The organism is Mediterraneibacter sp. NSJ-151, assembly GCF_022487435.1.
In the GTDB taxonomy this organism is placed as follows: Bacteria; Bacillota; Clostridia; order Lachnospirales; family Lachnospiraceae; genus Schaedlerella; species Schaedlerella hominis.
On the sequence record NZ_JAKVPP010000001.1, the window covers coordinates 171845 to 196737 of the forward strand.

The window sequence follows — 24893 nt, forward strand, 5'->3', positions numbered from 1 at the left end:
AGGATATGGAGGGACATTATGATAAAACAAATTACATTAATGGGGAAGATAAGACTACAGAAAGAAGCAGAAAAATTTAAAAACATTCTGAAAGACCAGTCGGGAATGTCGGTTATAGAATTGTTGTTGATTTTGGTCGTGATTATTGCATTGGTTCTTATTTTTAAGAATCAGTTGACAGATTTGGTAAATACAATTTTTGAAAAGATTACAAGTGAAAGTGCAGGTATCTGATGCAATGTGAAAGAACGGTATCAGGGGAAATTACAGCATTTCTAAGTTTAATTTTTGTTCTACTTATTTCATTTATTTTTGCACTGCTTGAAAGTGCGACAATTCAAACCACAAAGAATCAAAAGCGATTGGATGTGGATCGAGCAATCTTTTCAATATTTGGAGAATATCAAAAGGAATTATGGAAGGAATATGAAGTGTTTGCGTTGGATGCTTCTTACCAGTCAGGACAATACGATGAGAATCGGATTCTGGACAGGCTTGCATATTATGGAAGTGCCGGAATCGAACAGGAGATTTCGGAAATACAGATGTTGACAGATAATCAGGGACAGGCTTTCCGTGAACAAGTTCTGGCATTTATGGAACAACAGACAGGAATTCAAAGCATACAGAATATGATTGGATTATCTGCACAATGGGAAGAAAGAGAGATTGAAGGAAGTCAGTTGACAGAACAGATGGAGAATGAATTATTACAAAACGGAAGTGTTATAGAGGAAGAAGCCTCAGAATTGCTTCAGACAAAGGCATCGGGACTTTTGGCACTGGCTTTGCCGAAGAATTTTATTTTATCGAACAGATCAATATCGAAAGAACAGCAATTGTCAAGTCGTACTTTAAACGGAGGCAGAGGAAGTTTTCCAGCAAGAGTAGGAGTTGGCGGTTTAGAAGAGAGAGTATTATTTGAACAATATATAGAACAACATTTTAGTTCAGCTGTTGAAAAGAAATCAGAAAATCGGACATTGGACTATGAAATGGAATATATATTGTGCGGGAAGTCGTCAGATAAAGAGAATCTTGAAGCAGTTATAAAACGGTTGATGGCGGCACGTTTTGCATTAAACTACGGATATTTGATGGGAAGCGTACAAAGGCAGGAAGAAGCAGCGGCGTTGGCGGCTACCGTTGCGGTGATTTTACTACAGCCAGAGTTGATGGAGACAGCAAAGCAGATAATTTTAATGCTATGGGGTTTCGGAGAAAGTGTGATAGATATACGAGCACTTTTGTCAGGCAATCGTGTAGCAATGATAAAGGATGATTCAAACTGGCAATTGCAGTTGAGTTCGTTATTTCTTCTTGGAACCGCACTGGATACGCAAGAGGGAAGAGATGATGAAAGTGGTATGAAATATACCCAATATTTGCAAATGCTTTTACTTTTGAAACAAAACTCAGAGATTACGATGAGGACGTTAGACCGGGTAGAAGAAAATCTGATATATGAAAATAATCAGGGATATTTTCGTGCAGATTCATGTGTTACAAGGATGAAGCTACAAAACAAGGCAGAAATCTGGAATGGGAAAACATATCAGTTTCCATGTAAATTTGGATATGAATCACAATAAAAGTGATGAATCGTTCTTATAAACAGAGTACAAAAAACAGGCTGGTTTTGGGATTTGATACGGGTGCCTTTTCGGCATTTATAAATCCCTCAAAAAAATAAAATGTGAAAATCTTTAGAAAGGAAAATCCGCATGGTGCAAAATTATAATTACTCATCTAAAAAATTGCAGGAAAAGGTACCTGTATCAGATCCTAAAATCAGTACTGTACAAAAACAGCGGAGGAATAGAAAAAATAAAGGCAAGGATTATACGAATGGCAGTGTGACCGTAGAGGCAGCGATGGCAATACCGATATTTTTATTTGCAATATTGTGTATCGTATATATTTTAGAAATACAAAGTATTCGTTTTAGTGTTTCAGCTGCGACACAGCATGCAGGAAAACTGGCAGCAGAGCAGATTCCGATTGTGTCAGTGTTGAATCCAATCAAATTAAAAGCGGATATTGTCAATATGGTCGGGGCAGAGAGATTGGATAGAAGTATTATTGATGGTGGAAGTGCAGGAATTCATTGCTTTACTTCTTATTACGATACAGGAGATGAAGTGATACATATTTATGTCAACTATCGAGTGAGATTGCCATTTCCACAGCATATGCATGTGGGACAAAAAATCCGACAGGAGATTGAAATTAAGGCGTGGACCGGATATCCGCACAATGGATTGGATGACGAGGATGACAGTATTGTATATATAGCAGATACGGGGAGTGTTTATCATACGAATTATCAGTGTTCAGCATTACATGTACAGATTCAGTTTGTGCCCCAGTCAGCACTGTCAGGATATCGAAATGAGTCAGGAGGACGATATTATGCCTGTGAACATTGTGTACATGGCAGCACAATGTCGGGAGTTTATATTGCTGATTATGGAACAAAATATCATAATTCATTGAATTGCAGCAGTTTAAAGAGATCTATCCGTTCTGTCAAAAAATCACAAGCAGGAGGAAGGAGAGCATGCAGCAAATGTGCGAATTAAATCAGGGCGTATGGATTGTATATTTGACTTGTTTATCGGTGATTGATATTCGAACACGTAAAATTCCAATATGGCTGTTAGGTGCAGGCGGGATAACGGCAATTGTTATGCAGATATGGAAAAGTTTAAAAGGAGCGTCGATTTCTCCAATCCTTATTGTGTCGGGTGCAGCTGTGGGAATTGTATTTCTAGGAATTAGTAAGATTACGAGAGAGGCATTCGGTTATGGAGATGGAATTGTTATCCTAATTCTGGGAATTTGTTTGGGCTTATGGGATTTGCTAATCGTATTGATGATTTCATTTCTTGGTGCATCACTTATAGCAATATTACTATTAGTGTGGAATAAAGGAGCTAAAAAACAAAGCATGCCTTTCATTCCGTTTTTGTGTATAGGTTATGTTGCGGTGATATTGATGGGATAGTGCAAGTATGGGAAGAATAAAAAAATATCAAGAAGTACAGGGTGTTATAACAGTTGAAATGGCATATTTGATGCCAATTATTTTTATGGTGTTTGTGCTCATTGTTTACACCTCATTTTATTATCATGATAAACAAATCTTGATTGGTGCGGCGGCGGAAACAACAGCCGTTGGGGCACAGCAGAAGAGATGGCCGGGAGAGAGTGTGGCTGCAGAACAATTCTGCCGTGAGAGAATCGGTGGAAAGTTAATTTTATTTGCAGAAACTGAGGTTACAACATCAGTGACGAAAGAATGGGTAGACGTAGATATTTATGCAAGAAAGAAGAAAATGAAACTTCATGTCAGGCAAAGAGCACCGGTTGTCAATCCGGAAAAGAAGATTAGAAGAAAAGCAATTCTAGAAAAGGCAATAAAGAATAGCGAAAGCGAGTGAGGAAAAATATGTTTCAGACGCAATTCGAATCAAAATTAAATCAAAGCAATTTACATATTTATTTGGACAAATCATATGAAGAAGATTATCAGATTCCGATGCTTCAAAAAAATCCGATTGTTGGAATCCTGCCGGTAAGAGGTGCGGCATTAGACGGAAGAAGTAAATACACGTATCAAACAAAAGGGTTTCAAACGATGGCTGTTATTTATGAAAAGAAACCAATCCAACAACAAGAAATTCAGTTATTGGTGATGGAACTTCTTCAGATAATAGAAAAGCTGGAAAATTATATGTTAAATCCCAATTGCCTGATATTAGATCCGGAATATATTTTCTTAAATGAAAAACAGTGGTATTTTTGTTATCTTCCAGGATGGGACGGAAAACTCACTCAGTCCTTTCATCAGTTGACAGAATATTTTGTGAGAACGTTGGATTATGGAGATACAAATGGGATTGTTCTGGCATATGAACTGCATAAAGCAACGCTGCAGGAAAACTATAATCTGGGAGAAATTATGAAACAGTACGAAGCTCATGAGGAAGAGAGAAAACGTACAATGGAAGAGTGGAGAGAAGAACAGAGGCAGAATAGAAACCGCCTGATGTTTGGAGAAAAGGCAGAAGGTGTCCAGATGCGAATTGCAGAAGATTATGGAAATGTGTTTCGTCTTACGGAAGAGGAAGAACAGTATGACCCGGAAGATACAAAAGGGTATTATGAAGTAGAGGAAGGGATGCAGGCAATCAGAGAAGAAGGCGGTACTTGGAAGTCATGGAGAAAGGCTGCAAAGAGATTAAAGAGAAACCGCTGGGGAAGCTGGAATGATTTTATACTTGAAGGAGGCGAGGATTCAGATTCTATGTGATACGAAAGTGAACAAAACAGACAAACTGTCGAAAATGCAAAAGAAAAATTATTATTCTTCTATTTTCCGGAAAAATGGGATATACTGGAAACAGTATAAAATTTTTTAGAAAGAAGGAACTGTCATGAGAGATGATAATTGTATTTTTTGCAAAATAGCAGCGGGGGAGGTTCCATCAGCAACACTGTATGAAGATGATGATTTTCGTGTGATTCTGGATTTGAACCCAGCATCAAAAGGACATGCACTGATTTTACCAAAAGAACATTATAGAAATCTGTATGATTTGGATGATGAGCTTGCGGCAAAAGTTTTGGTACTTGCGAAAAAAGAAGTTAACAAATTAAAAGATGTATTGGGATGTGACGGATACAATATAGTACAGAACAATGAAGAAGTGGCCGGTCAGTCAGTTTTCCATTTCCATATGCATATGATTCCAAGATACAAAGATGATAATGTAGGACTTGGATGGAAACTTGGAACATTAACAGATGAAGATAAAGAAGAGATTCTGAATAAATTAAAATAGCACTGGAGAAGAACATTGATTGAAGGTCATGAAATCAAAAAGATTTATGATGAATATAAGCAGGTGGTTTTCAAGGTAGCATATAAATATTCACGGAATTCAGAAGTTGCAAATGATATAGCGCACGATGTTTTTGTATTATTTATGCAGGATGCGAAACAGAGAAAGTCTATTGAGGAGTATACAAACATTAAAGCATGGTTGACAGTAACAACAAGAAATACAGCATATAACTATCTGGTGAAAATGAAGCATGAAATATACATTAGTGAAGAATCTGAAAAAACACTGGAAATGTATATAGATGAAAAAGCACAGGAAGCGAGTGCGGAGAGCCGATGCTTAAATGAGTTGAGACATAAAAAGCATAAGTCAGTGCACGATAATGTACTGGCAGGCGTGCTAAAGAAAAATGAAAGATGGTATCAGGCAATCATGCTTACATATGATACAGAAATAACTCAGATAGAAGCGGCAGAGATCATGGGGATGAGTACTCAGGCATTTTATACGATGTTGCATAGAGCAAAGGTATGGATTCGTAAGAAGTATGGAATAGAATACGAAGAGTTGGATGAAATATAAAAGTTCAAGACTCGTGATTGAGCCTTGAACTTAATTATTACGTTTTTAAATAAGTATAAAAAATAAAATATATTATTTGTTTAAACGAACCTCTTCGATTAATCCGGTGATGGTATTGATTGCATCATGTTGTCCGGAATTACGCATGGCATCCATATAGGTGGCACGATTGTCGTAAAGCTTGTGAACTGCTTCAAGAAGAGTATCTTTTGTTGTTTCCTCTTCTTCCAGAACCATACTGAATCCCTGACGTTCAAATGAGCGGGCGTTTAGAATCTGGTCACCACGACTTGCATTTTTAGAAAGCGGGATAAGCAGATTTGGTTTGCAAAGAGCAAGTAATTCACAGATCGCATTAGCACCGGCACGGGAAATTACGATATCGGCAAGTGCAAATATATCACATAATTCATCTTTGATATATTCAAATTGTACATATCCTTCTGTGCCTACTAAGGATTGATCCAATTTACCTTTCCCGCAAAGGTGGATAACCTGAAATGTTTTAAGTAATTCAGGAAGAGCACCGCGGACAGCGTTGTTGACAGCAACTGAACCCAGGCTTCCTCCGATGACAAGGATAACAGGTTTGCCGGCTGTAAATCCACAGAAGTCAAGAGCTGCGATTTTATTACCGGAAAGAAGCTCCTGACGGATAGGAGAACCGGTTAAAACGGCTTTACCTTCAGGAAGCTGCTTTAAAGTCTCAACGAAGTTACAGCAAACTTTTGTTGCAGAAGGAAAAGCAAGTTTATTCGCAAGCCCCGGAGTCATATCAGATTCATGAATGATAACCGGAACTTTGTTGCGTTTACCAGCCATAACGACAGGAACAGATACAAATCCACCTTTGGAGAAAATGACATCCGGTTTCAACTGGCGAACAAGCTTGTTGGCTTCACTAAGTCCTTTCAATACACGGAATGGATCAGTGAAATTCTGCCAACTGAAATAACGGCGGAGTTTACCGGATGAAATGCCGTAATATGGAATATTGAAAGGTTCGATCAGTTCCTTTTCAATTCCATTATAAGAACCGATGTAGTGAATATCATAGCCAAGGTCCTTTAATTTAGGGAGCAAGGCAATATTTGGAGTAACATGTCCGGCAGTTCCACCGCCGGTAAGGATAATTCGTTTCATAAAAAAGACCTCCATAGAAGTTATAATCAAAAGCTGCTTATCATAGAATATATAATCAGCAATAAAATCATCATAAATTCATAATAAACGTATTTAGAAAAAAGTCAAGATAAACGGAAGTTGATGTTTATCAATATATAATGTCGTTTATAGACAATCTATAAACGAGCAACAGCAACAAACAAAACCTATAAGTAAGAGGCAATAAGATGAAAAAATTGAGAAAACTCTCACTGAAAGAGGAGCTTGAAAAAGAAGCTGCCGAAATAGAAAAAGAACTTGCAGAAGATCCAGAGTTGGATAATCTAGAAGTCAGTAAAGAGCTGGACGATGCAATTTATGCAGAGATTCAGCGGTATGAAAAAGAGCAGGAAGAAGATAAAATCAAAGAATTCCCGCTTCGGACATATAAGAAAAAGAAAAGAGCCAAGCTACTCGTCGCATTGGTAGCGATACTCGTGCTGGTTATGGGGATGAGTGTGTCCAGTGTGGGAAGTAAGTCGTATATGAAGGAGCTGATAGAGAAGTTTACAGGGAAATCACAGGTGGATGTGACGAATGTGAAGGATATGGATAGTAAAGAAATGAAAAATGCATTAGAGAACGATGCTTATAGTGAAGTGGATAGAATGATAAAACAAAGATGTGTTCGTATTTTGGATAGACCAGATGAAATGCATTATGTATCTTGTAATATAAATGAAGATATACAACAAGCAGATTTGTTTTATGAATATAAAGGTGAAACCATACGATATGAAATTTATTTAAATCAGACAGACTCGTCAAGAGGAGTAACGCGGGAAGATTCAGAAGTAAATGTATATGAGATAGAAATTGATGGGAATAAAGTTGAAATAGAGGAACGTAAAATAGAAAAAATAGGAGAAAAGTCATTAATTGCAGAATTTGAATACAAAGGTGTTTATTATCAATTAAAAGGGATAATGAAAAAATCAGATTTTAATAAAATAATAAAAAATTTAAAATTTTATTAAAAAATCGCGTAAGGATTTTAAAACTCATTTGTCTATATATTATAAAGCAAATTATTTAAGATTGTGGAGGGAGACAAATGAAGAAGAAAATCATGTCAACATTAAGCTTGATATTGTCAGTATGCTTTCTGTTTTGTGGGACAATAAATGCAGAAGAAACATCCTTAAAACAGGTAGATGGCTCATATTTGACAAATCAAGATAGTTCAGAGAGCATAACAGAGAATGTAAATACTCGTGGAGAACATTTAATGGATGGCTCTTGCACAATTAGTAAAGCAGGAATCGGAAAAATTTATGTATATGGGCAGACAACAGCTAACCATACAGTCGATAAAGTAGAAGTGATAGTTTATGTTGAAAAATATAATGCAAAAACTGATAAATGGGATATGGTAGATGTGTTTACAAAGGAGAGCAAAGATAGTAATTATGTATCATTTGGAAAAAGAATAAATGTAGAACGAGGTACATATTATCGAGTTCGAAGCGATCATTTTGTGACAAAAGGAAAAGAATTCGAAGAAACTTATTGTTTCACCGATGGTATCATGATCGACTAACTGCCCTACCCTCCTCGAGCAATCACACCGGTCGCTGTCTGCTTGGAATTGAGAAAATAATAACTTAAAAAAATAAAAAATATTAAGGAAAAATCCTCTTGATTCCATCAAACCGCAAACCTAAACCATATAAGCAGACGGCGACTGGTGTGATTGCTCGAGGGTAAAAATTTAATAAAGAAAAAAGAAAGCTATACATGACAGTGAAGTTATGTATAGCTTTTCAATTATAAGAATCTAATATGAAAGCTTTGCTTATTTAGCAATTGCTTCTTTCAATGCGTGAGCAAGCTGATCTGGACAGGAAGTTGATTTGAATCCGCAGCGGATTCCTTCCAGACGGGAGATTGCTTCGTTTACGTCCATTCCTTCAACGAGGTGGGAAATTCCCTGCAAGTTTCCATTGCATCCACCTGTAAATGCAACATTTCTTACTTTATTATCTTCAATGTCAAACTGAATCATCTGAGAACAGACACCTTTTGTTTTATATTCCATGATATATTCCTCCTAAATATGTGAATCAGAGAATTGTAATGTTCATTCTTTTAAAAAGTGTAAGAATATAACAAACTTCTCTAAGCAAGACAGATTATAGCAAAATAGTAAAGAAAAGTAAATGGATAAGCAGCCACATTTCAATATTCAACATTTCATTATACACAAAGAATCGTATGCCAGAACTTGCTTAAATTCATGCAAAATCGACAGGGCACAAGGGGAACAAAATGGAATAGCAAAGTGATCTATAAGAGCTGAAAAACAGCTTTAGTTGAGCGAGTTATCATAAATGTTTATACATTTCCAAAGGAAAAGAGGACTGGACAGGATACGAAAACGACAAGTTGAAATGTAGAATTTTGTAGAACGATTTATGACGCAAATATGCACGACATGGTCTATAATAGCTTCAACACAATCCGGATTATTGTGGGCAAAAATATAAGACGATTCACAAAATATGTGAATAGCGGGCAGTGAAAGCAGGAGGGCTAAGATATGTTCTATGACGTGGTAACAAGTACAGATATCCTTTTTCATTTGATGGTTGCAGTGGGTGTGATTGGAATCATTGCGAAAATGATGAATCTGTTTACAATTCGCCGGATGCTGGGAGCAGCGGCAAATATGTCAAAGAGTACACACAGACTGATAAAATTGGTACGCTCCAAATATGAACAGGCATGCATGCTGCGTGACAGTGTAGAAAATACAGAAGCATTTGTGGAGAAATATATTTATGAATATCGTGGGAATTTTTTGAAAGTACATACCTGGAGACAGTTAGAAAAACAAAGCGTCTGGGCAGCAGGAGTGCTGGCAGTAGTCGGAGCCATTTCCTGGTACCAGACCGCAGGTGTGTGTGAAAAGATGTACCAATACGTTATGCTGGGAGCAGCCGAGATGATTTTACTGTTTGTTGTCGGACAGCTTTCAGACGAGGATTACAAATTAAATGCGGTGAAGAATTACATGATTGAATATCTGGAAAATGTATGTGCGGGCAGATATCGGCGTCAACAAAGTGAACGAGAGCAGACAGAGATGCTTCGTGCACAAAAAGAAAGTGCGGCCGATAGGGCAAAGATGAATGAGGCAATATCGGAGGAAACATATACAGAAAATATAAAGGGCGAACAGGGTGCTAATAGCAGTACCGAGGAAAATTTGTCTATCCATATCGAAGGAAAACCGAGAGTGCCATTAAAAGAAGAGGCAGGACAACTGCTTCGAAAGTCGTCTGAAAAACAAAAAGAAGCGGATGCGGAGGCAAATTTAAAAGAAGAGACAATTCGCCAGATTTTAGAAGAATTTCTGGCATAAACCATTTATTTTCTAAAAATATTCTTAAAGCGGGAAATTTACTTGGTTACTGTTCACAGTACCTGTGACCAGCAACGCATCTCGCCATTTAAAATCGCCTTTGGCGATGGGCGAGATGTCGTTCAAGATAAAACGTGCATCCTCCGTGCCAATCAGCGTAGTGATTGACACGGGAGTGAACAGTAACGATTAAAGAAAGAAAAATCAATGCTGGGAAAATCCATCTTGAAATCCCAGATCTACCTATGTTAAACTGTCTAAAAGCATATTTCTTATGAATTCTAAGGTGCGTCGCACCATCTATATTCTAATGACATTTCAGAAATCTATGCTTTAATACCAAACAATACGTAAAAAAGCAGAAGAGGACTGGAAGAGATTAGAGATAGAGGAGGTTCCTTCTGCGAAAGGAGGAAAAATGAATACTGAGTTGAAAAATGCTGTATTAGCGACCGACCTCAAGGCACAGTATGATGCGTGTGCAAAAAAACTGCTTGGCTACAAAGACATACTGGCACGAATACTGATAGAGGCAGTCGAAGAATTCCGGGGAATGTCGCCGGAAGAAGTGAAGCCATTGATTGAAGACGACATACAGATCGGAAAGGTTCCGGTTGACCCTGGGCTTACCAATGCAGTTGTCGGAGTGGACGAAGCTGGCAAAGAAATCATAGGAATGAATACGGTAAATGAAGAGGTGAATGCCGGATACATTTTATTTGATATTATTTTTTATGTGCGCTTGAAAGAGGGACGTTCTAAAATTATCATAAATGTAGAAGCGCAGAGAAAAGAACCGACAGAATAAGATATTCTTAACCGGACCATATTTTACGTCAGTCGGGAAATCTCATCCCAGAAGAACCGGGAGTTTGTGAATAGCAATTATAACGAAATTAAGAAAGTCTATTCCATTTGGATATGCATGAATATGCCAGAAGACAGTATGAACCATATACATCTGGTAAATGATACGATTATAGGTAATCAAATCTGGAAAGGAAGAGAGGATTTGGTAAATATCGTTATGATAGGACTGGCAAAGGAAATTTCTCCAAAAGAAGAAAAACATGAACTTCACCGGTTGCTAGGAGCGTTATTGTCAGAAACATTAAGAGAAGAGGAAAAATTAGATATACTCAAAAACGAATATCATATACCGATGGAAAAATCAATAGAGGAGGATGTGAAAGTAATGTGCAATTTGAGTGATGGAATAGAAGAGCGTGGAATAATAAAAGGAAGAGCAGAGGGAAAAGCGGAAGGAAGAACAGAACTCCTCAAACAACAAGTGCAAAAGAAGCTCGCCAAAGGACAGAGTGTAGAAGTTATAGCAGAAGATCTGGTAGAAGAGGTTGAGATTATCCGGACAATTGTGGATGAGATTCAAGCAGAAGAATAAGACGGTGAAAAAACCTACAGCAGTTATATTGCACAAAACAGGCATAGATCAACTTGCCTCATAAGAATACCGATTGTGTTACTGGTCAAAGTTACTGTGAACAGTAACTTTACTTGTGAATCATCTGTGAATCATTAATCCAAGACTTGCTAGAAGATGAAATCTATAGTATGATTAAATCTCAAAGGAGTTGAAAATAATGAGTGTAACAACAATACTGATTGCATTGATCGTGGTAGCTGTACTTTTGCTTGGAATTATTATTACGGTTATTGTGAAAAGTCGTAAAGTGAAACCTGCTGATGAATATGATGACGAGTATGATGACGATGATTACAATACCAGGGACGATGAGGAAGAAGATATAAGATCCCGTCGCAGACGTCAGGTAAGACACAGTGATGCAACAATACCGCTTGATGTGCAAGAGCAAACGAAGAAAACAAAGAAACAGTGGAAGATTATTTTGGAGAATCAGGAGACTTGGGAGAAGTATACTTTCATTTTCTACGATAATATTGGAATCGGAAGAGGACAGAAGACTCCGGAATTCGAAAAATACATCACTATCACAGATGATCCGCGAATTTCAAAATTGCATTGTGCAATTATTCACGAAGGAGACAGATTATATCTGAAAGATATGGATTCACGTAATGGTACATACTTGAATGGACAGAGTCTGGACGAGCCTGTTGCAATCCAGAAGGAAGATGTGATCGGTCTTGGAAAGACGAAGATTGAAGTGAAAAAGATTTTGCGTGAACGCGACTAACAGAATAAGGAAAAACAAAAAGCGTTGTTGTAAAATCAAGGAATACACATACAAAGTTATTCCTTTACAACAGCGCTTTACCATGCTAAAATGTAACGCAAAGCAATAAGACAAAAATGATAAAATCAGGAGGTCGTACATGATTAAGTTATATGAAAATGGTGTCTATTTATTAAATGGAACTGAAATTGTAGAAGATAATGGCAACGCACAACTTCCAATCTCAAAGGAAGAGGCAGCGAAGAATACGATGGCTTATGGTATTTTGAATGCACATAACACATCAGGAAATATGGAAAACCTGCAGATTAAGTTTGATAAACTGACATCGCATGATATCACATTTGTAGGAATCATCCAGACAGCACGAGCTTCAGGACTTGAGAAATTTCCGATTCCTTATGTATTGACAAACTGTCACAATTCATTATGTGCAGTCGGCGGAACAATCAATGAAGATGATCATATGTTTGGACTTACATGTGCGAAGAAGTACGGCGGAGTTTATGTTCCACCTCATCAGGCGGTTATCCATCAGTTTGCAAGAGAGATGCTTGCAGGCGGAGGAAAGATGATTTTGGGTTCTGACAGCCATACTCGTTATGGTGCTCTCGGAACGATGGCAATGGGAGAAGGCGGACCTGAGCTTGTAAAACAGTTATTAAATAAAACTTATGATATTAAGATGCCGGGCGTGATTGGAATTTATCTGGACGGAGAGCCGATGAAAGGTGTCGGTCCACAGGATGTGGCATTGGCGATTATCGGTGCAACATTTAAAAATGGATATGTTAATAATAAAGTTATGGAATTCGTCGGACCGGGCGTTGGCAAATTAAGTGCTGATTTCCGTATCGGTATCGATGTTATGACAACAGAGACAACATGCTTGTCTTCAATCTGGAAAACAGATGAGAAGATTAAAGAATTCTATGATATTCATGGAAGAAGCGGTGATTATAAAGAACTGAACCCAGGGGCATGTACTTACTATGATGGCATGGTTTATGTAAACTTAAGCGAGATTAAACCAATGATCGCAATGCCATTCCATCCAAGTAATGTATATACAATTGATGAAGTTAATGCGAACTTAAAAGATATTCTTCATGATGTAGAGCAGAAAGCACTGGTAAGTTTAGACGGAGCAGTAGATTACTCGCTGCAGGATAAGATCAGAGATGGTAAATTCTATGTAGAACAGGGAATTATTGCAGGATGTGCCGGTGGTGGATTTGAAAATATTTGTGCTGCGGCAGATATTATCAAAGGTAAGAATATCGGTGCAGATGCATTTACATTTAGCGTATATCCGGCAAGTACACCAATTTATATGGAACTTGTGAAAAATGGAGCGATAGCAGATCTTATGGAAGCCGGAACAATTGTGAAGACAGCGTTCTGTGGTCCATGTTTTGGTGCCGGAGATACACCTGCTAATAATGCATTCTCTATCCGTCATTCAACAAGAAACTTCCCGAACCGTGAAGGTTCTAAACTGCAGAGCGGACAGATTTCATCAGTTGCATTGATGGATGCACGTTCTATTGCAGCAACAGCAGCGAACAAAGGATTCTTAACACCTGCAACAGCAATGGATGTAGAATATAAGGGACAGAAGTATCATTTCGATTCAAGCATTTATGCAAATCGAGTATTTGACAGCAAGGGAGTAGCAGATCCATCTGTAGAGATTCAGTTTGGACCAAACATCAAAGACTGGCCGGCAATGTCAGCATTACCGGAGAATCTTGTATTGAAGGTTGTTTCTGAGATTCATGATCCGGTTACAACAACAGATGAATTGATTCCTTCAGGAGAGACTTCATCATATCGTTCAAATCCACTTGGACTTGCAGAATTTGCATTATCAAGAAAAGATCCTGCATATGTAGGACGTGCTAAAGAAGTACAGGCAGCACAGAAAGCAATCGAAGCAGGCGAATGCCCATTAGAAGCTTTAGAAGAATTAAAGCCTGTTATGGCAGCTATCCAGAAGGATTACCCAGAAGTTGGCAAAGGCAATGTAGGTGTAGGAAGTACAATTTTCGCAGTGAAACCAGGAGATGGTTCTGCACGTGAGCAGGCAGCATCATGCCAGAAGGTACTTGGCGGATGGGCGAATATTGCAAATGAATATGCAACAAAACGTTATCGCTCGAACTTGATTAACTGGGGTATGCTTCCATTCTTAACAGATGCAGACCACGAAGCACTTCCGTTCAAGAACGGAGATTATATTTTCGTGCCGGATGTAAGAAAAGTGGTAGAAGAGAAGCAATCGGTAGTGAAGGCATATGTAGTTGTAGGAGATGAATTGAAAGAGATTGAATTGAAGCTTGGAGAGATGACAGATGCAGAGCGCGAGATCATCTTGAAGGGATGTTTGATCAATTATTATAGAGGATAAGAAGAGGGGAGCTGTCGCATTGCGATAGCTCCCTTTTTTCGAGATCTATTCCTTTGTTTGGATCTCATCCACAATTGTCTGAATAACCTCAACTTCTTCCACCAGATCCTCTGCTATAACTTCCACGCACTGCCCTTTGGCGAGCTTCTTTCGGACTTGCTGTTTAAGAAGTTCTGTCCGTCCTTTTATTATTCCACGCTCTTCTATTCCTTCACTTAAATTACACATTACTTTCACATCCTCCTTTATTGATTTTTCCATCGGTATATGATATTCATTTTTGAGTATATCTAATTTTTCTTCTTCGTTTAATGTTTCTGACAACAACGCTCCCAGAAGTCGGTGTAGTTCATGTTTTTCTTCTTTAGGTGAGATTTCTTTTGCCAGCCCTATCATAGCGATATTCACCAAATCCTCGTTTCCTTTCCAGACCTGATTTCCTATAATTGTATCATTTGTCAGATGAATATGGTTCATGCTGTTCTCTGACATGTTCATACATATCCAAATTGAATAACTTTTTTAATATCGTTATAATTGCTATTTACAAACTCCCGGTTCTTTTGGGACGAAATTTCTCGACTGGCGTAAAAGACAGCTCAGTTAAGAATATCATATTCTGCCGGTTCTTTTCTCTGAGCTTCTACATTTATAATAATCTTCAAGCGTCCCGCTTTCAAGCGCACATAAAAAATAATATCAAATAAAATGTATCCGGCGTTCACCTCTTCATTTACTGTATTCATTCCTATGATTTCTTTGCCATCTTCGTCCACTCTGACAACTGCATTGGTAAGACCTGGGTCAATAGGGACCTTTCCAATATGTATATCGTCTTCAATCAATGGTTTCACTTCTTCCGGGGACATCCTTTGAAATTCTTCGACCGCCCCTATCAAGATTTGCGCCAGTATGTCTTTATAGCCAAGCAGTTTTTTTGCACAAGCATCATACTGTGCTTTAAGGTCTGTTGCTAATACAGCATTTTTCAACTCAGTATTCATTTTTCCTCCTCTTTGCAGAAGGAACTCTCTTTATCTCTAATTACTTTCAGTCCTCTTCTGTTTTTTATATATTGTTTGGTATTAAAGCATAGATTTCCGAAATGTTATTAGAATATAGATGGTGATTGGTCACCTTAGAATTCATAAGAAATATGCTTTTTTTTTACTTTAGCACAGGATGTGGATAAATTGCAAGATTTGTATGGTAAAATAAAATCAGAAATCATGCAACAAAAGACAGATTTTTTAACTCTAATAGATATACAAGAAAAAGAAAGGGGGCGGATGCATGAGTCGTTATGAGTTTAATTCTGAATTAAAGTTGATTCATAAGGCAAAGCGAGGAGATATAAAAGCATTTTCCGAGTTATATGCACAACTTTATCAGGAACTTTATAAATTTGCGTTATATACAATGAAACATAGCCAGGATGCGGAAGATGTTGTAAGTGAGACTGTTATTGCCGCATATGAGAACATAAAAAAATTGAAAAAAGAAGAGTCTTTCCGCAGCTGGATTTTTACGATATTGATGAATCAGTGTAAAAAGCATTTCAAGCAGAACAGTGAGACGGAAGAATTAAAGGATGAGATTACGGCAGAAGAGGTATCGCAGGAAGAGAATTATGATCTTTTACAAGCATTTCAGATGTTAGATGGTGAAGAGAGGATGATTTTATCTTGTTCTATTTTAGAAGGATATTCCAGCGAAGAGATAGGACATATGTTGGCTATGAATCCGGCTACAGTGCGTTCGAAAAAGTCAAGAGCATTGGAGAAGCTTCGTAAGAATCTTGCATAGAAGGGAGTTGGAATTATGAGCGGAAAAGAGTTGAAAAGTCATGTTACAGAAGAACAGTTTGAAGATGAGAAGGACAGAAAGATAGGGAATGAGCTTCGTGAAGAAGCAGATAAAATAGAAGTTCCGGATAAGTTAAAACCGGAGCGGATCGAATTGATGCTGCGGGAACATACTGAACAAAAGGTAAAGAGATGGAAGCCGATATATACAGCAATCGCAGCAGCATGTTGTGCGGTGATAGTAGGAGGAACTGCTATAGGGGTAGAGTTGGATAAGAAGTCAGATTCCAATTATACGGCATCATCGAAGGAAAAAACAAAATCAAAAAACACGGAGAAGGCAGCAGCGGGGACCCAGATTGCATCGGCTAAAGATTATGATGAAGTTTATGATTATGTTAAAGCGCAGGAAGAGAGCCAGTCAGTGCAAGCAAGAGGTGGTGCTGCAACATATAGTGTTGAAGGTGCATCCATGGACAGTTCATCGGAAAAAGCAGTGGCATCCTCAGACACATCTGTGATGCAAGCGGTAGATAGTGGTGTGACAGCATCAGATTATTCAGATACGAATGTCAGAGAAGATGGAGTCGGAGAGGGCGATATCGTAAAGACAGATGGTAAGAATTTGTATACCATGTACAATAATAGAATAGAGATTGTGAATATCGAGAAGCAGAATATGGAGCAGGCTGCTACGATTCGCCTTGAGAAGAATCAAGATATTAGGGAAATTTATATTAAAGATGATCAACTGGTCGTTGTTTATACAGAGTCTTATTATGGGGACGAAACAGATTCATATAGTTATCGCATTGTAACAACAGCCGAGATTTATGATGTCAGCAATCCGGATAAACCAATGTCTAAAGGAAAAGTAACGCAGAGTGGGAACTATAACACTATGCGTGTAAGTGGAGATTATGTATATTTATTAAGTGATTTTAATGCATCCATTGTAAACGGACGAGATGCGATTGGAGAATATGTTCCGAGTGTACAGGGTAAATTAGTAGAGGACAGTAATATTTGTATGCCACAGTATGTAAGGGGTGATACTTATACAGTGGTAAGTTCTTTCTCGTTGAAGAACCCGGAAGAAAAAGTGGACAGCAAAGCAATCTTTGGATGTTCCGGGCTGGTATATGTCAGCAAGAACAATATTTATGTATGTGAATCGTATTATAATTCCGATGACTCTGATGTAACTCAGACATGTATTAGAAAAATTTCTTATAAGGACGGAATATTGAAAGCTGTCGGACAGACAAGAATTGACGGAACATTGAATGATTCATTTAGTTTAGATGAATACGAGGGGAATCTTCGTCTTGTTACGACTGTGAGTTCAAATGGAGATTCAGAAATCATGCCACTGGTTTTGTTTGGAGATTCAGCAGATTCAGAAATTGCGAAACAAGAAGATACTAATTATCTTTATATCTTGGATGAGAAATTGAATGAATTATCTAAGATTGAGGATATTGCAAAGGATGAACAAGTTTATTCTGCAAGATTTATTGGCAAAACAGGTTATGTTGTAACATATAAACAGACAGATCCATTGTTTTCAATAGATTTGTCAGATCCAAAAAATCCACAGATAATCGGGGAGTTGAAAATCCCTGGATTTTCCGAATATCTGCATCCGTATGGAGATGGGTTGCTGCTGGGGATTGGAATGGATGTTGATGACACAGGTACAACTACGAATGGTGTGAAATTATCCATGTTTGATATTTCGAATCCGGAAGATGTAGCGGAAGTGCAGAAGTATGTAATGGAAGATTGTTATTCGACCAATGTCACATATGAGTATAAGGCAGCAATGATAGATGTCGAAAAAAATATGATTGGTTTTGTAGCTTATGGGGAGAATACAAAATATTATATCTTTTCCTATGATGAATCGGGCTTTAAGTGTTTATTTGAAAGAGAAATGACCGGTTATGGAAATGTAAGAGGTCTGTATGCAGGGGAATATTTTTATCTCGTATCTGGAAATACAGTCGAAAAATATGAATTAAATGGATTTAAGAAAGTAGACGATATCGTTTTATAGAGTAAGATTCTGGAATTGTCAAATGCAAATCTATCCGATATAATAAATACATTATATCGGATAGATTTAAAATTATCGGGAGGAAAATATGATTGAGCAATCACAGTTTCGTAAGAAATTAGAAGAGCTGCTGGAACAGGCAGATGTACAGGATAAACGTTTGACAAATGAACAGATTAAAGAATTTTTTGCAGAGGATGGGCTGACAGAGGAACAGATGCTGTTAGTATATGATTTTTTGATGTCGCAGAAGATTGTTGTGTCAGGATATTATAAACAGCAAACAACAGAACAGATAGATGAGAACAAATTTTCAGATGAAGAAAAGCAGTATTTGGCGGAGTATACAGAAGATTTGAAAGCTATGAAGCAAGAGCAGGAGGGCGAGAGAGCAGAACTTTTAAAGAAGGCAGTTGCACAGGATGCGCTTGCAAAGAGCAGATTGATAGAGCTTTATCTTCCACAGGTAGTAGAGATTGCGAAAGAACTTCATGAGGAAGGAATTTGTCTTGGCGATTGTGTGCAGGAAGGAAATGTCAGTTTGATCTTAGCGTTAGATATGCTTCCGGAAGATGATGCAGATGCATTTATTCAGCAGGAAATCAGACAGGGAATTCTGGCGATGATGGAAGAGCATAAAGAATTAAAACGCCGTGATAAAAAGATGGAAAACCAGGTTAACAATCTGGATGAGACATTGCATAAAATGGCAGATGAAAAAGGCCGTGGAATTACGATGAGTGAGCTTGCAGAACATATGAAGATATCTGAGGATGAAATTTTGGATATCATTAAACTGGCAGGTGAAGAGATGTACGATAAGTTTAAAGAATATAAGGATAACTAACATGATATTTGATACACATGCACATTATGATGATAAACAATTTGATGAGGACAGAGACCAGATATTAAGTTCTATGCAGGAACAAGGCGTTGGAACAATCGTTGATGCAAGTGCTACGGTAGATTCCTGGGAGCGTGTACTCGAATTGACGAGAAGATACTCATTCGTATATGGGATGATTGGGGTACATCCGGATGAAGTGGGTGATTTGAATGAAGAGAATTTTGCACGGATGGAACAATTACTTCATGAAGAGAAAATCGTGGCAGTAGGAGAGATTGGACTGGATTATTATTGGGATAAAGAGCAGCATGAAATTCAGAAAGAATGGTTTATATGTCAACTACAGCTGGCGAGAAAGCTAAATATGCCGGTTAACATTCATAGCAGAGAAGCTGCTCAGGATACAATGGAGATTATGAAAGAACATGCAGCTGATATGAAGGCGATTATTCATTGTTATTCGTATTCAAAAGAGATGGCAGAAGAATACGTCAAAATGGGTTATCTGTTAGGTATTGGCGGCGTTGTGACATTTAAGAACGCAAAAAAGTTAAAGGAAGTTGTAAAAGCAGTACCATTGTCGCATATTGTTTTGGAAACAGATTGTCCATATCTTGCACCGGAACCGAATCGTGGAAAGAGAAATGCATCTTCGAATCTGATTTATGTGGCACAGACAATTGCACAGTTGAAAGGAACTACTACGGAAGAAGTGATTGCTGTGACAGAAGAGAATGCAAGAAAATTTTATGGCTTAGATAGATAAAAGTAAATCCTGTGAGAACTTAGATGTATAGAGCAGGGGATATAAAAGAGGAGAAATTTGATGAAAGAACCTACATTAGGGAATCCGCAAAATACAATTGCTGTATTACAAAAATATAATTTTTCATTTCAGAAAAAATTTGGACAGAATTTTTTGATTGATACACACGTATTAGATAAAATTATTGCTTCGGCAGAAATTACAAAGGATGATATGGTATTAGAGATTGGACCAGGGATTGGGACTATGACACAGTATCTGGCATGTGCAGCGGGGAAAGTAGTTGCAGTAGAGATTGATAAGACATTGATTCCGATTCTGGAAGATACATTGTCAGAATATGACAATGTTCAGATTATAAACCAGGATGTTTTGAAGGTGAATCTTGCAAAATTAGCAGAAGAGGAAAATGGCGGAAAGCCGATCAAAGTGGTAGCGAACCTGCCATATTATATTACAACACCGATTATTATGGGATTATTTGAGAATCATGTTCCCCTGAAGAGCATTACGGTTATGGTACAGAAGGAAGTAGCAGACCGTATGCAGGTCGGACCGGGAACAAAAGATTATGGAGCATTGTCGCTTGCAGTACAGTATTACGCAAAACCATATATAGTGGCAAATGTACCGCCAAACTGTTTTATGCCTCGTCCGAAAGTCGGGTCTGCGGTAATCCGTCTTGAGAGATATGAGGAACCACCGGTACAGGTTGCAGATGAAAAATTGATGTTCCGGATTATTCGTGCCTCATTTAATCAGAGACGAAAAACGCTTGTGAATGGTTTGAAAAACTCACCCGAAATTCAATTTAGCAAAGAAGAAATTGAAGCTGCAATTGAAACTCTTGGCAAGGGAGCAAGTGTGCGAGGTGAAGCTTTGACTCTAGAGGAATTCGCAAGATTGAGTAATATTTTATCGAGTGCAGAGCAATAAATATAAAAACTTTATAACCTGTTAGTGTAAAATTTAATATACAATTCATTGTATAATAGGTAAAGTTTTAGTATAATGAAATGAATACGACGTGAAGGAGGAGCAACAATGAGAGATGTAGACGACATTTTATTTAACAACACTCCTGCAATCCAGCAATTAGCACGTAAGTGTGAGGAGAATAATGCAATCGACAGAGACTTATATGAAAAGTATGAGGTAAAACGTGGATTGCGTGACTTGAATGGTAAAGGTGTATTAGCAGGACTGACAAATATATCAGATGTTTGTGCAAAGAAGATTGTGGACGGAGAAGAAGTGCCGTGTGCAGGTAATCTCTATTATCGCGGATATAACATCAAAGATTTGGTAAAAGGATTTTTGGATGCCAAGCATTCAGGATTTGAAGAGATCGCATATTTGCTCCTTTTTGGTGAATTGCCGAACGTGACAGAATTAAAAGATTTTCAGCAGATGTTAGCACAGCGCAGGATGCTTCCGCCGAACTTTGTTCGAGATGTAATTATGAAAGCACCGAGCAGAGATATGATGAATAATATTTCACGCTGTATTTTACAATTATATTCTTATGATGTGAAGGCAGACGATACAGATATTCCTAATGTTTTACGTCAGTGTCTGAATTTGATCGCACAGTTTCCGATGCTGATGGTATATGGGTATCATGCGTATAACTATCGAAGAGGTCAGGATTTATATATTTATGCACCAGATCCGTCATTATCAACTGCAGAGAATATTTTGATGATGCTTCGTGAAAATCGACAGTATACCGCACTGGAAGCAGAGATTCTGGATATGGCCCTGGTTCTGCATATGGACCATGGCGGTGGTAACAACTCAACGTTTACAACCCATGTGGTTACTTCTTCGGGAACAGATACATATTCTACTATTTCTGCAGCAATGGCTTCTTTAAAAGGACCAAAGCATGGCGGTGCGAATATTAAGGTAACGCAGATGTTTGAAGATATGAAGTTCTGTGTGAAAGATTGGACAGATGATGATGAGGTCAGAGGTTATCTGGAAGCGCTGCTGAATAAAGAAGTATTTGACCGCAAAGGACTGATTTATGGAATGGGACATGCGATTTATTCTGTATCAGACCCACGTGCTGAGATATTTAAGAAGTTTGTAAAAGAGCTTGCAATTGAAAAAGGCTGCGAGAAAGAGTATGCATTATACGAGAAAGTAGAGAAGATGGCACCGGAAGTAATTGCACAAAAACGTAAGATGTATAAGGGTGTTAATGCCAACGTTGATTTTTACAGTGGCCTGGTATATAGCATGTTAGATCTTCCACCAGCATTATATACACCAATTTTTGCAGCTGCACGTATCGTTGGATGGAGTGCACATCGTCTCGAAGAGCTGAAGAATGTAGATAAAATTATTCGACCGGCATACAAACCGCTTGCACCATATCGAGATTATATTAAATTAGATGACAGGTAGAGGTTAACATGAAAGATGAATTTTATTTTCCATCAAAAGATGGTAATACTGAAATCCATACAATTGAATGGAAACCAGAAGGGGAAATAAAAGCAGTACTGCAGATTTGTCATGGAATGATAGAATATGTAGATCGCTATGATGAATTCGCCCAGTTTTTAAGTGAACAAGGTATTTATGTAGTTGGTAACGATCATCTAGGACATGGTAAATCTGTTCAGAGTAAGCTAGAATATGGATATTTTCAAAAAGAATATGGCAATGCGTGTCTGCTTGCAGACATGCATATGCTTCGAACAAAGACTACAAAGAAATATCCGGATGTTCCATACTTTATGTTAGGACATAGTATGGGTTCAATCCTTTTGCGCCAATATATCCAGATGTACGGCAATGGACTTGCAGGTGCAATATTAATTGGAGTTGTTGCGGAACGTCCGATACCGGTATTGAATTTTGGAAAGGTATTGTGTAAAGGTATTGCAGTAGTAAAAGGCGACCATTATAGAAGTAAATTAGTTGAGGACATGGTAATCGGAACGTTTAATAAGAAATTCAAACATCCGAAGACAAGAGCTGACTGGGTTACCAGTGATGATGAGAAGCTCCAGGAATATGTCAATGATCCTCTTTGTTCTTTCCACTTTACAGTTAATGCATACGGCAATATGCTAGAAGGCATGACACGAATGGAAAAGAAAGAGAATGTATTTATGATTCCGAAACATCTTCCAATCCTTATGGCTGCAGGAGTAGAAGATCCGGCCGGAAAGTGCGGAAAGGGTGTCCGTAAGGTTTATGAAAAGTATAAAGAGTCAGGAATCAGGGATGTTACATTACAGTTGTATGCAGGAGACCGGCATGAGTTGTTAAATGAGACAGACCGAGATCAAGTTTATCAGGATATTCTGGCATGGATGGAAAATAGAATATAGGATTTGAGATATATACATAATATATACAACGCAAAACCCGCTAATCACAAGGACTAGCGGGTTTTGGTGTTTTTATAGTTATCTAAAGGAATGAGGGATTATCGAACTGGTTTATATTGTGTTACAAAGTGTTGTAAAGCCCGGAATTACAGGCTTTTTTAAAATTGACTTACATATAAAGTGTTATATTTATTTATCCTGATTTGACCGAAATTTGCCCCGAGATTCTTTGTTTGGATTTGTTTGAAAATAGTTTGATAAAAATAAAATAGAATGAAATATTTGAAATAAACATAAAAAATATAGACAAAATAGGAAATAAGATATATTATTAAAGTAAACATTAGAAAAAACAGTACTGTCATTGAATGAGAGTAGGGGAAAAGACCCAGCTACTTGGGATGAGGTTTTGCTAGATGTTGCTGAAGTTTATGAAAACTACACGCTTGTTTCAACAAATCATCTTCAAGAATTTATTTCCTTTAATGAGCCGTATATAGAAAGTGTAACAGGACATTATGCATGTGCAGTTAGTGCATTATTAGCATGTGGTGCATATTATAATGCTGTTGATTATACAGATATTGCAGGTGATTATATGGATATTTGGGATTCAACAGGAACGACAGTTTCATCGGAGAGTGGAGGAATAACATATGGTTCAACAACTATTGGCAATATTGGACCTGGATTTGTGGACTTTTGTGCTGGAAAGAATGTTTCTGTAACACAAAATACTGACTATAGTCCCAATTATAATTTTTTCACTAATTGCATTGATAGAGGAGATATAGCAGTTGTCCATTGTGGTATAATTAGCAGTGATACTGGAGAACGTGCGGGGCATTCAATGGCAGCAGAGGGATATGCAACTTTGCGAGCATATAATTCTGGAAATACAGTACATACATTGATGGTATTTGATGGATGGGGGGATACAGTACGTTATTTGAATTTTGATTTTGATAGTTGGACAGACATATCGGGGACTACATTTAATGGATAAGAAACGATTGATTTTGTTAATCATACTTTTGCTTGCAATAGTATTAATTGTGCTTGGCGTAAAAGGAAATGTTTTTAAGGAGAATCGTCAAAATATGGAGTTGCGTTCTAGTGGAGATGATAATTCTCATTGGTTTCATTTGAGTGGGGTTGTTGTAGAGAAAACTTTTGATACACTTTTAATAGAACTAAATGAGAAGGAAGAAAGTAGTCTATTTTTTGATACGACAAAAGTTAGTTTAGATTGTACTAAGTGTAAAGGTGATCTAGAACAAGTATCAGAAGGAAATGTTATTAAATTTTATTTTTTTAAGTATAATATTGATGGTGAAACGGTAAAAATTGAAAGAATAGTAAGATAAAAGTATAAGTAAGAGTTCTGCTATCAGAACATTATTATTAGTGAGGTAAAGGAACAAGGCGAAGCCGAGACGCCGTAGGGCAGTCCTTTACGGAACGGACACAGCCAATACCATCATGATACATAAGAGGACTTGAAAGGTCACAAACCTTG

Annotated in this window: 28 protein-coding genes; 24 read left to right on the forward strand and 4 right to left on the reverse strand. The window is 37.6% G+C overall.

Translation table 11 applies throughout. From position 1 onward, the window contains the following. The first annotated feature begins 39 nt into the window (after positions 1 to 39). From LQE94_RS00880 to LQE94_RS00915, 8 genes are all read left to right on the forward strand, one after another. Complete coding sequence (locus tag LQE94_RS00880; RefSeq protein ID WP_240576866.1) at positions 40 to 234, forward strand: Flp1 family type IVb pilin; 195 nt, start codon at positions 40 to 42, stop codon at positions 232 to 234. Next, entirely contained in the window at positions 234 to 1592 is a 1359-nt protein-coding gene (locus tag LQE94_RS00885; protein ID WP_240576778.1) for a DUF5702 domain-containing protein, read from the forward strand. The genes LQE94_RS00880 and LQE94_RS00885 overlap by 1 nt, the downstream gene beginning before the upstream one ends. A gap of 132 nt (positions 1593 to 1724) precedes the next feature. Further along, entirely contained in the window at positions 1725 to 2582 is an 858-nt protein-coding gene (locus LQE94_RS00890) for a TadE/TadG family type IV pilus assembly protein (RefSeq protein ID WP_240576779.1), read from the forward strand. After that, entirely contained in the window at positions 2561 to 3007 is a 447-nt protein-coding gene (locus LQE94_RS00895) for a prepilin peptidase (RefSeq protein ID WP_118738197.1), read from the forward strand. Before LQE94_RS00890 ends, LQE94_RS00895 begins: the two co-directional genes overlap by 22 nt. 7 nt (positions 3008 to 3014) lie before the next feature. Beyond that, the gene (locus LQE94_RS00900) at positions 3015 to 3443 is read left to right on the forward strand and encodes a TadE family protein (protein WP_240576780.1); all 429 of its coding nucleotides are present in this window, start codon (positions 3015 to 3017) and stop codon (positions 3441 to 3443) included. Between the two features lie 8 nt (positions 3444 to 3451). Further along, entirely contained in the window at positions 3452 to 4315 is an 864-nt protein-coding gene (locus tag LQE94_RS00905; protein ID WP_240576781.1) for a DUF6382 domain-containing protein, read from the forward strand. A 124-nt stretch (positions 4316 to 4439) separates the two neighbouring features. Next, entirely contained in the window at positions 4440 to 4847 is a 408-nt protein-coding gene (locus tag LQE94_RS00910; RefSeq protein ID WP_240576782.1) for an HIT family protein, read from the forward strand. Between the two features lie 15 nt (positions 4848 to 4862). After that, the gene (locus tag LQE94_RS00915) at positions 4863 to 5432 is read left to right on the forward strand and encodes an RNA polymerase sigma factor (RefSeq protein WP_118724022.1); all 570 of its coding nucleotides are present in this window, start codon (positions 4863 to 4865) and stop codon (positions 5430 to 5432) included. A gap of 72 nt (positions 5433 to 5504) precedes the next feature. Here the strand turns inward: LQE94_RS00915 and LQE94_RS00920 are convergent, their stop codons facing one another. Beyond that, positions 5505 to 6575: an undecaprenyldiphospho-muramoylpentapeptide beta-N-acetylglucosaminyltransferase gene (locus LQE94_RS00920; protein ID WP_240576783.1), complete on the reverse strand. Its 1071-nt coding sequence runs from the start codon at positions 6573 to 6575 to the stop codon at positions 5505 to 5507. Positions 6576 to 6784: 209 nt separating this feature from the next. Here LQE94_RS00920 and LQE94_RS00925 point away from each other — a divergent pair, with 209 nt between their 5' ends. Next, a complete protein-coding gene (locus LQE94_RS00925; protein WP_240576784.1) occupies positions 6785 to 7573 on the forward strand; it encodes a DUF4367 domain-containing protein in 789 nt (262 codons plus the stop codon). Positions 7574 to 7650: 77 nt separating this feature from the next. Then, positions 7651 to 8136, forward strand: coding sequence for a DUF6147 family protein (locus LQE94_RS00930; protein ID WP_240576785.1), 486 nt, complete (start codon positions 7651 to 7653; stop codon positions 8134 to 8136). 255 nt (positions 8137 to 8391) lie between these two features. Here LQE94_RS00930 and LQE94_RS00935 read toward each other — a convergent pair whose 3' ends face one another. Further along, positions 8392 to 8634 (reverse strand): TIGR03905 family TSCPD domain-containing protein, encoded by a 243-nt coding sequence (locus LQE94_RS00935; RefSeq protein WP_022075482.1) that lies wholly within the window; start codon positions 8632 to 8634, stop codon positions 8392 to 8394. Between the two features lie 501 nt (positions 8635 to 9135). On the opposite strand from LQE94_RS00935, the gene LQE94_RS00940 reads away from it, so the two are divergent. The 5 genes from LQE94_RS00940 (at position 9136) to LQE94_RS00960 (ending at position 14547) form a co-directional block, all read left to right on the forward strand. Beyond that, complete coding sequence (locus LQE94_RS00940; protein WP_118738190.1) at positions 9136 to 9960, forward strand: hypothetical protein; 825 nt, start codon at positions 9136 to 9138, stop codon at positions 9958 to 9960. Between the two features lie 418 nt (positions 9961 to 10378). Continuing rightward, positions 10379 to 10768 carry a hypothetical protein gene (locus LQE94_RS00945; RefSeq protein WP_240576786.1) on the forward strand — a complete coding sequence of 130 codons (390 nt, stop codon included), beginning with the start codon at positions 10379 to 10381 and terminating at the stop codon, positions 10766 to 10768. A gap of 123 nt (positions 10769 to 10891) precedes the next feature. After that, a complete protein-coding gene (locus LQE94_RS00950; protein ID WP_240576787.1) occupies positions 10892 to 11362 on the forward strand; it encodes a hypothetical protein in 471 nt (156 codons plus the stop codon). A gap of 199 nt (positions 11363 to 11561) precedes the next feature. Beyond that, positions 11562 to 12137 carry an FHA domain-containing protein gene (locus LQE94_RS00955; protein WP_240576788.1) on the forward strand — a complete coding sequence of 192 codons (576 nt, stop codon included), beginning with the start codon at positions 11562 to 11564 and terminating at the stop codon, positions 12135 to 12137. Positions 12138 to 12276: 139 nt separating this feature from the next. Further along, positions 12277 to 14547, forward strand: a complete 2271-nt coding sequence (locus LQE94_RS00960) for a hydratase (RefSeq protein WP_186865494.1) — start codon at positions 12277 to 12279, stop codon at positions 14545 to 14547. Between the two features lie 45 nt (positions 14548 to 14592). On the opposite strand, the gene LQE94_RS00965 is transcribed toward LQE94_RS00960, so the two are convergent. Together LQE94_RS00965 and LQE94_RS00970 are read right to left on the reverse strand one after the other, a co-directional pair. Beyond that, positions 14593 to 15039 (reverse strand): hypothetical protein, encoded by a 447-nt coding sequence (locus LQE94_RS00965; protein WP_240576789.1) that lies wholly within the window; start codon positions 15037 to 15039, stop codon positions 14593 to 14595. A 107-nt stretch (positions 15040 to 15146) separates the two neighbouring features. Further along, entirely contained in the window at positions 15147 to 15551 is a 405-nt protein-coding gene (locus LQE94_RS00970; RefSeq protein ID WP_240576790.1) for a hypothetical protein, read from the reverse strand. A gap of 289 nt (positions 15552 to 15840) precedes the next feature. Between LQE94_RS00970 and LQE94_RS00975 the strand changes: the two genes are divergently transcribed. The 9 genes from LQE94_RS00975 (at position 15841) to LQE94_RS01015 (ending at position 24741) form a co-directional block, all read left to right on the forward strand. Next, the gene (locus LQE94_RS00975; RefSeq protein WP_022075477.1) at positions 15841 to 16353 is read left to right on the forward strand and encodes an RNA polymerase sigma factor; all 513 of its coding nucleotides are present in this window, start codon (positions 15841 to 15843) and stop codon (positions 16351 to 16353) included. 15 nt (positions 16354 to 16368) lie between these two features. Further along, positions 16369 to 18411, forward strand: a complete 2043-nt coding sequence (locus LQE94_RS00980; RefSeq protein ID WP_240576791.1) for a beta-propeller domain-containing protein — start codon at positions 16369 to 16371, stop codon at positions 18409 to 18411. Positions 18412 to 18499: 88 nt separating this feature from the next. After that, entirely contained in the window at positions 18500 to 19258 is a 759-nt protein-coding gene (locus tag LQE94_RS00985) for a hypothetical protein (RefSeq protein ID WP_118737682.1), read from the forward strand. A gap of 1 nt (position 19259) precedes the next feature. Next, complete coding sequence (locus tag LQE94_RS00990) at positions 19260 to 20027, forward strand: TatD family hydrolase (protein ID WP_118737681.1); 768 nt, start codon at positions 19260 to 19262, stop codon at positions 20025 to 20027. Positions 20028 to 20087: 60 nt separating this feature from the next. Then, entirely contained in the window at positions 20088 to 20963 is an 876-nt protein-coding gene (gene rsmA, locus LQE94_RS00995) for a 16S rRNA (adenine(1518)-N(6)/adenine(1519)-N(6))-dimethyltransferase RsmA (RefSeq protein ID WP_118724033.1), read from the forward strand. A gap of 108 nt (positions 20964 to 21071) precedes the next feature. Beyond that, positions 21072 to 22439 carry a citrate/2-methylcitrate synthase gene (locus tag LQE94_RS01000; protein WP_118737680.1) on the forward strand — a complete coding sequence of 456 codons (1368 nt, stop codon included), beginning with the start codon at positions 21072 to 21074 and terminating at the stop codon, positions 22437 to 22439. Positions 22440 to 22447: 8 nt separating this feature from the next. Further along, the gene (locus LQE94_RS01005; protein ID WP_022075471.1) at positions 22448 to 23374 is read left to right on the forward strand and encodes an alpha/beta fold hydrolase; all 927 of its coding nucleotides are present in this window, start codon (positions 22448 to 22450) and stop codon (positions 23372 to 23374) included. Positions 23375 to 23783: 409 nt separating this feature from the next. After that, on the forward strand, positions 23784 to 24380 hold the full coding sequence (locus LQE94_RS01010) for a hypothetical protein (protein ID WP_240576792.1): 597 nt from the start codon (positions 23784 to 23786) through the stop codon (positions 24378 to 24380). Then, on the forward strand, positions 24373 to 24741 hold the full coding sequence (locus LQE94_RS01015) for a hypothetical protein (RefSeq protein ID WP_004844112.1): 369 nt from the start codon (positions 24373 to 24375) through the stop codon (positions 24739 to 24741). Before LQE94_RS01010 ends, LQE94_RS01015 begins: the two co-directional genes overlap by 8 nt. Positions 24742 to 24893: the final 152 nt, after the last annotated feature.

Coding starts and splice junctions, on each gene's coding strand:
- LQE94_RS00880 (WP_240576866.1), top strand. CDS start 40: ATGGGGAAGATAAGACTACAGAAAGAAGCAGAAAAATTTAAAAACATT.
- LQE94_RS00885 (WP_240576778.1), top strand. CDS start 234: ATGCAATGTGAAAGAACGGTATCAGGGGAAATTACAGCATTTCTAAGT.
- LQE94_RS00890 (WP_240576779.1), top strand. CDS start 1,725: ATGGTGCAAAATTATAATTACTCATCTAAAAAATTGCAGGAAAAGGTA.
- LQE94_RS00895 (WP_118738197.1), top strand. CDS start 2,561: ATGCAGCAAATGTGCGAATTAAATCAGGGCGTATGGATTGTATATTTG.
- LQE94_RS00900 (WP_240576780.1), top strand. CDS start 3,015: ATGGGAAGAATAAAAAAATATCAAGAAGTACAGGGTGTTATAACAGTT.
- LQE94_RS00905 (WP_240576781.1), top strand. CDS start 3,452: ATGTTTCAGACGCAATTCGAATCAAAATTAAATCAAAGCAATTTACAT.
- LQE94_RS00910 (WP_240576782.1), top strand. CDS start 4,440: ATGAGAGATGATAATTGTATTTTTTGCAAAATAGCAGCGGGGGAGGTT.
- LQE94_RS00920 (WP_240576783.1), bottom strand. CDS start 6,575: ATGAAACGAATTATCCTTACCGGCGGTGGAACTGCCGGACATGTTACT.
- LQE94_RS00925 (WP_240576784.1), top strand. CDS start 6,785: ATGAAAAAATTGAGAAAACTCTCACTGAAAGAGGAGCTTGAAAAAGAA.
- LQE94_RS00930 (WP_240576785.1), top strand. CDS start 7,651: ATGAAGAAGAAAATCATGTCAACATTAAGCTTGATATTGTCAGTATGC.
- LQE94_RS00935 (WP_022075482.1), bottom strand. CDS start 8,634: ATGGAATATAAAACAAAAGGTGTCTGTTCTCAGATGATTCAGTTTGAC.
- LQE94_RS00940 (WP_118738190.1), top strand. CDS start 9,136: ATGTTCTATGACGTGGTAACAAGTACAGATATCCTTTTTCATTTGATG.
- LQE94_RS00945 (WP_240576786.1), top strand. CDS start 10,379: ATGAATACTGAGTTGAAAAATGCTGTATTAGCGACCGACCTCAAGGCA.
- LQE94_RS00950 (WP_240576787.1), top strand. CDS start 10,892: ATGCCAGAAGACAGTATGAACCATATACATCTGGTAAATGATACGATT.
- LQE94_RS00955 (WP_240576788.1), top strand. CDS start 11,562: ATGAGTGTAACAACAATACTGATTGCATTGATCGTGGTAGCTGTACTT.
- LQE94_RS00960 (WP_186865494.1), top strand. CDS start 12,277: ATGATTAAGTTATATGAAAATGGTGTCTATTTATTAAATGGAACTGAA.
- LQE94_RS00965 (WP_240576789.1), bottom strand. CDS start 15,039: ATGTCAGAGAACAGCATGAACCATATTCATCTGACAAATGATACAATT.
- LQE94_RS00970 (WP_240576790.1), bottom strand. CDS start 15,551: ATGAATACTGAGTTGAAAAATGCTGTATTAGCAACAGACCTTAAAGCA.
- LQE94_RS00975 (WP_022075477.1), top strand. CDS start 15,841: ATGAGTCGTTATGAGTTTAATTCTGAATTAAAGTTGATTCATAAGGCA.
- LQE94_RS00980 (WP_240576791.1), top strand. CDS start 16,369: ATGAGCGGAAAAGAGTTGAAAAGTCATGTTACAGAAGAACAGTTTGAA.
- LQE94_RS00985 (WP_118737682.1), top strand. CDS start 18,500: ATGATTGAGCAATCACAGTTTCGTAAGAAATTAGAAGAGCTGCTGGAA.
- LQE94_RS00990 (WP_118737681.1), top strand. CDS start 19,260: ATGATATTTGATACACATGCACATTATGATGATAAACAATTTGATGAG.
- rsmA (WP_118724033.1), top strand. CDS start 20,088: ATGAAAGAACCTACATTAGGGAATCCGCAAAATACAATTGCTGTATTA.
- LQE94_RS01000 (WP_118737680.1), top strand. CDS start 21,072: ATGAGAGATGTAGACGACATTTTATTTAACAACACTCCTGCAATCCAG.
- LQE94_RS01005 (WP_022075471.1), top strand. CDS start 22,448: ATGAAAGATGAATTTTATTTTCCATCAAAAGATGGTAATACTGAAATC.
- LQE94_RS01015 (WP_004844112.1), top strand. CDS start 24,373: ATGGATAAGAAACGATTGATTTTGTTAATCATACTTTTGCTTGCAATA.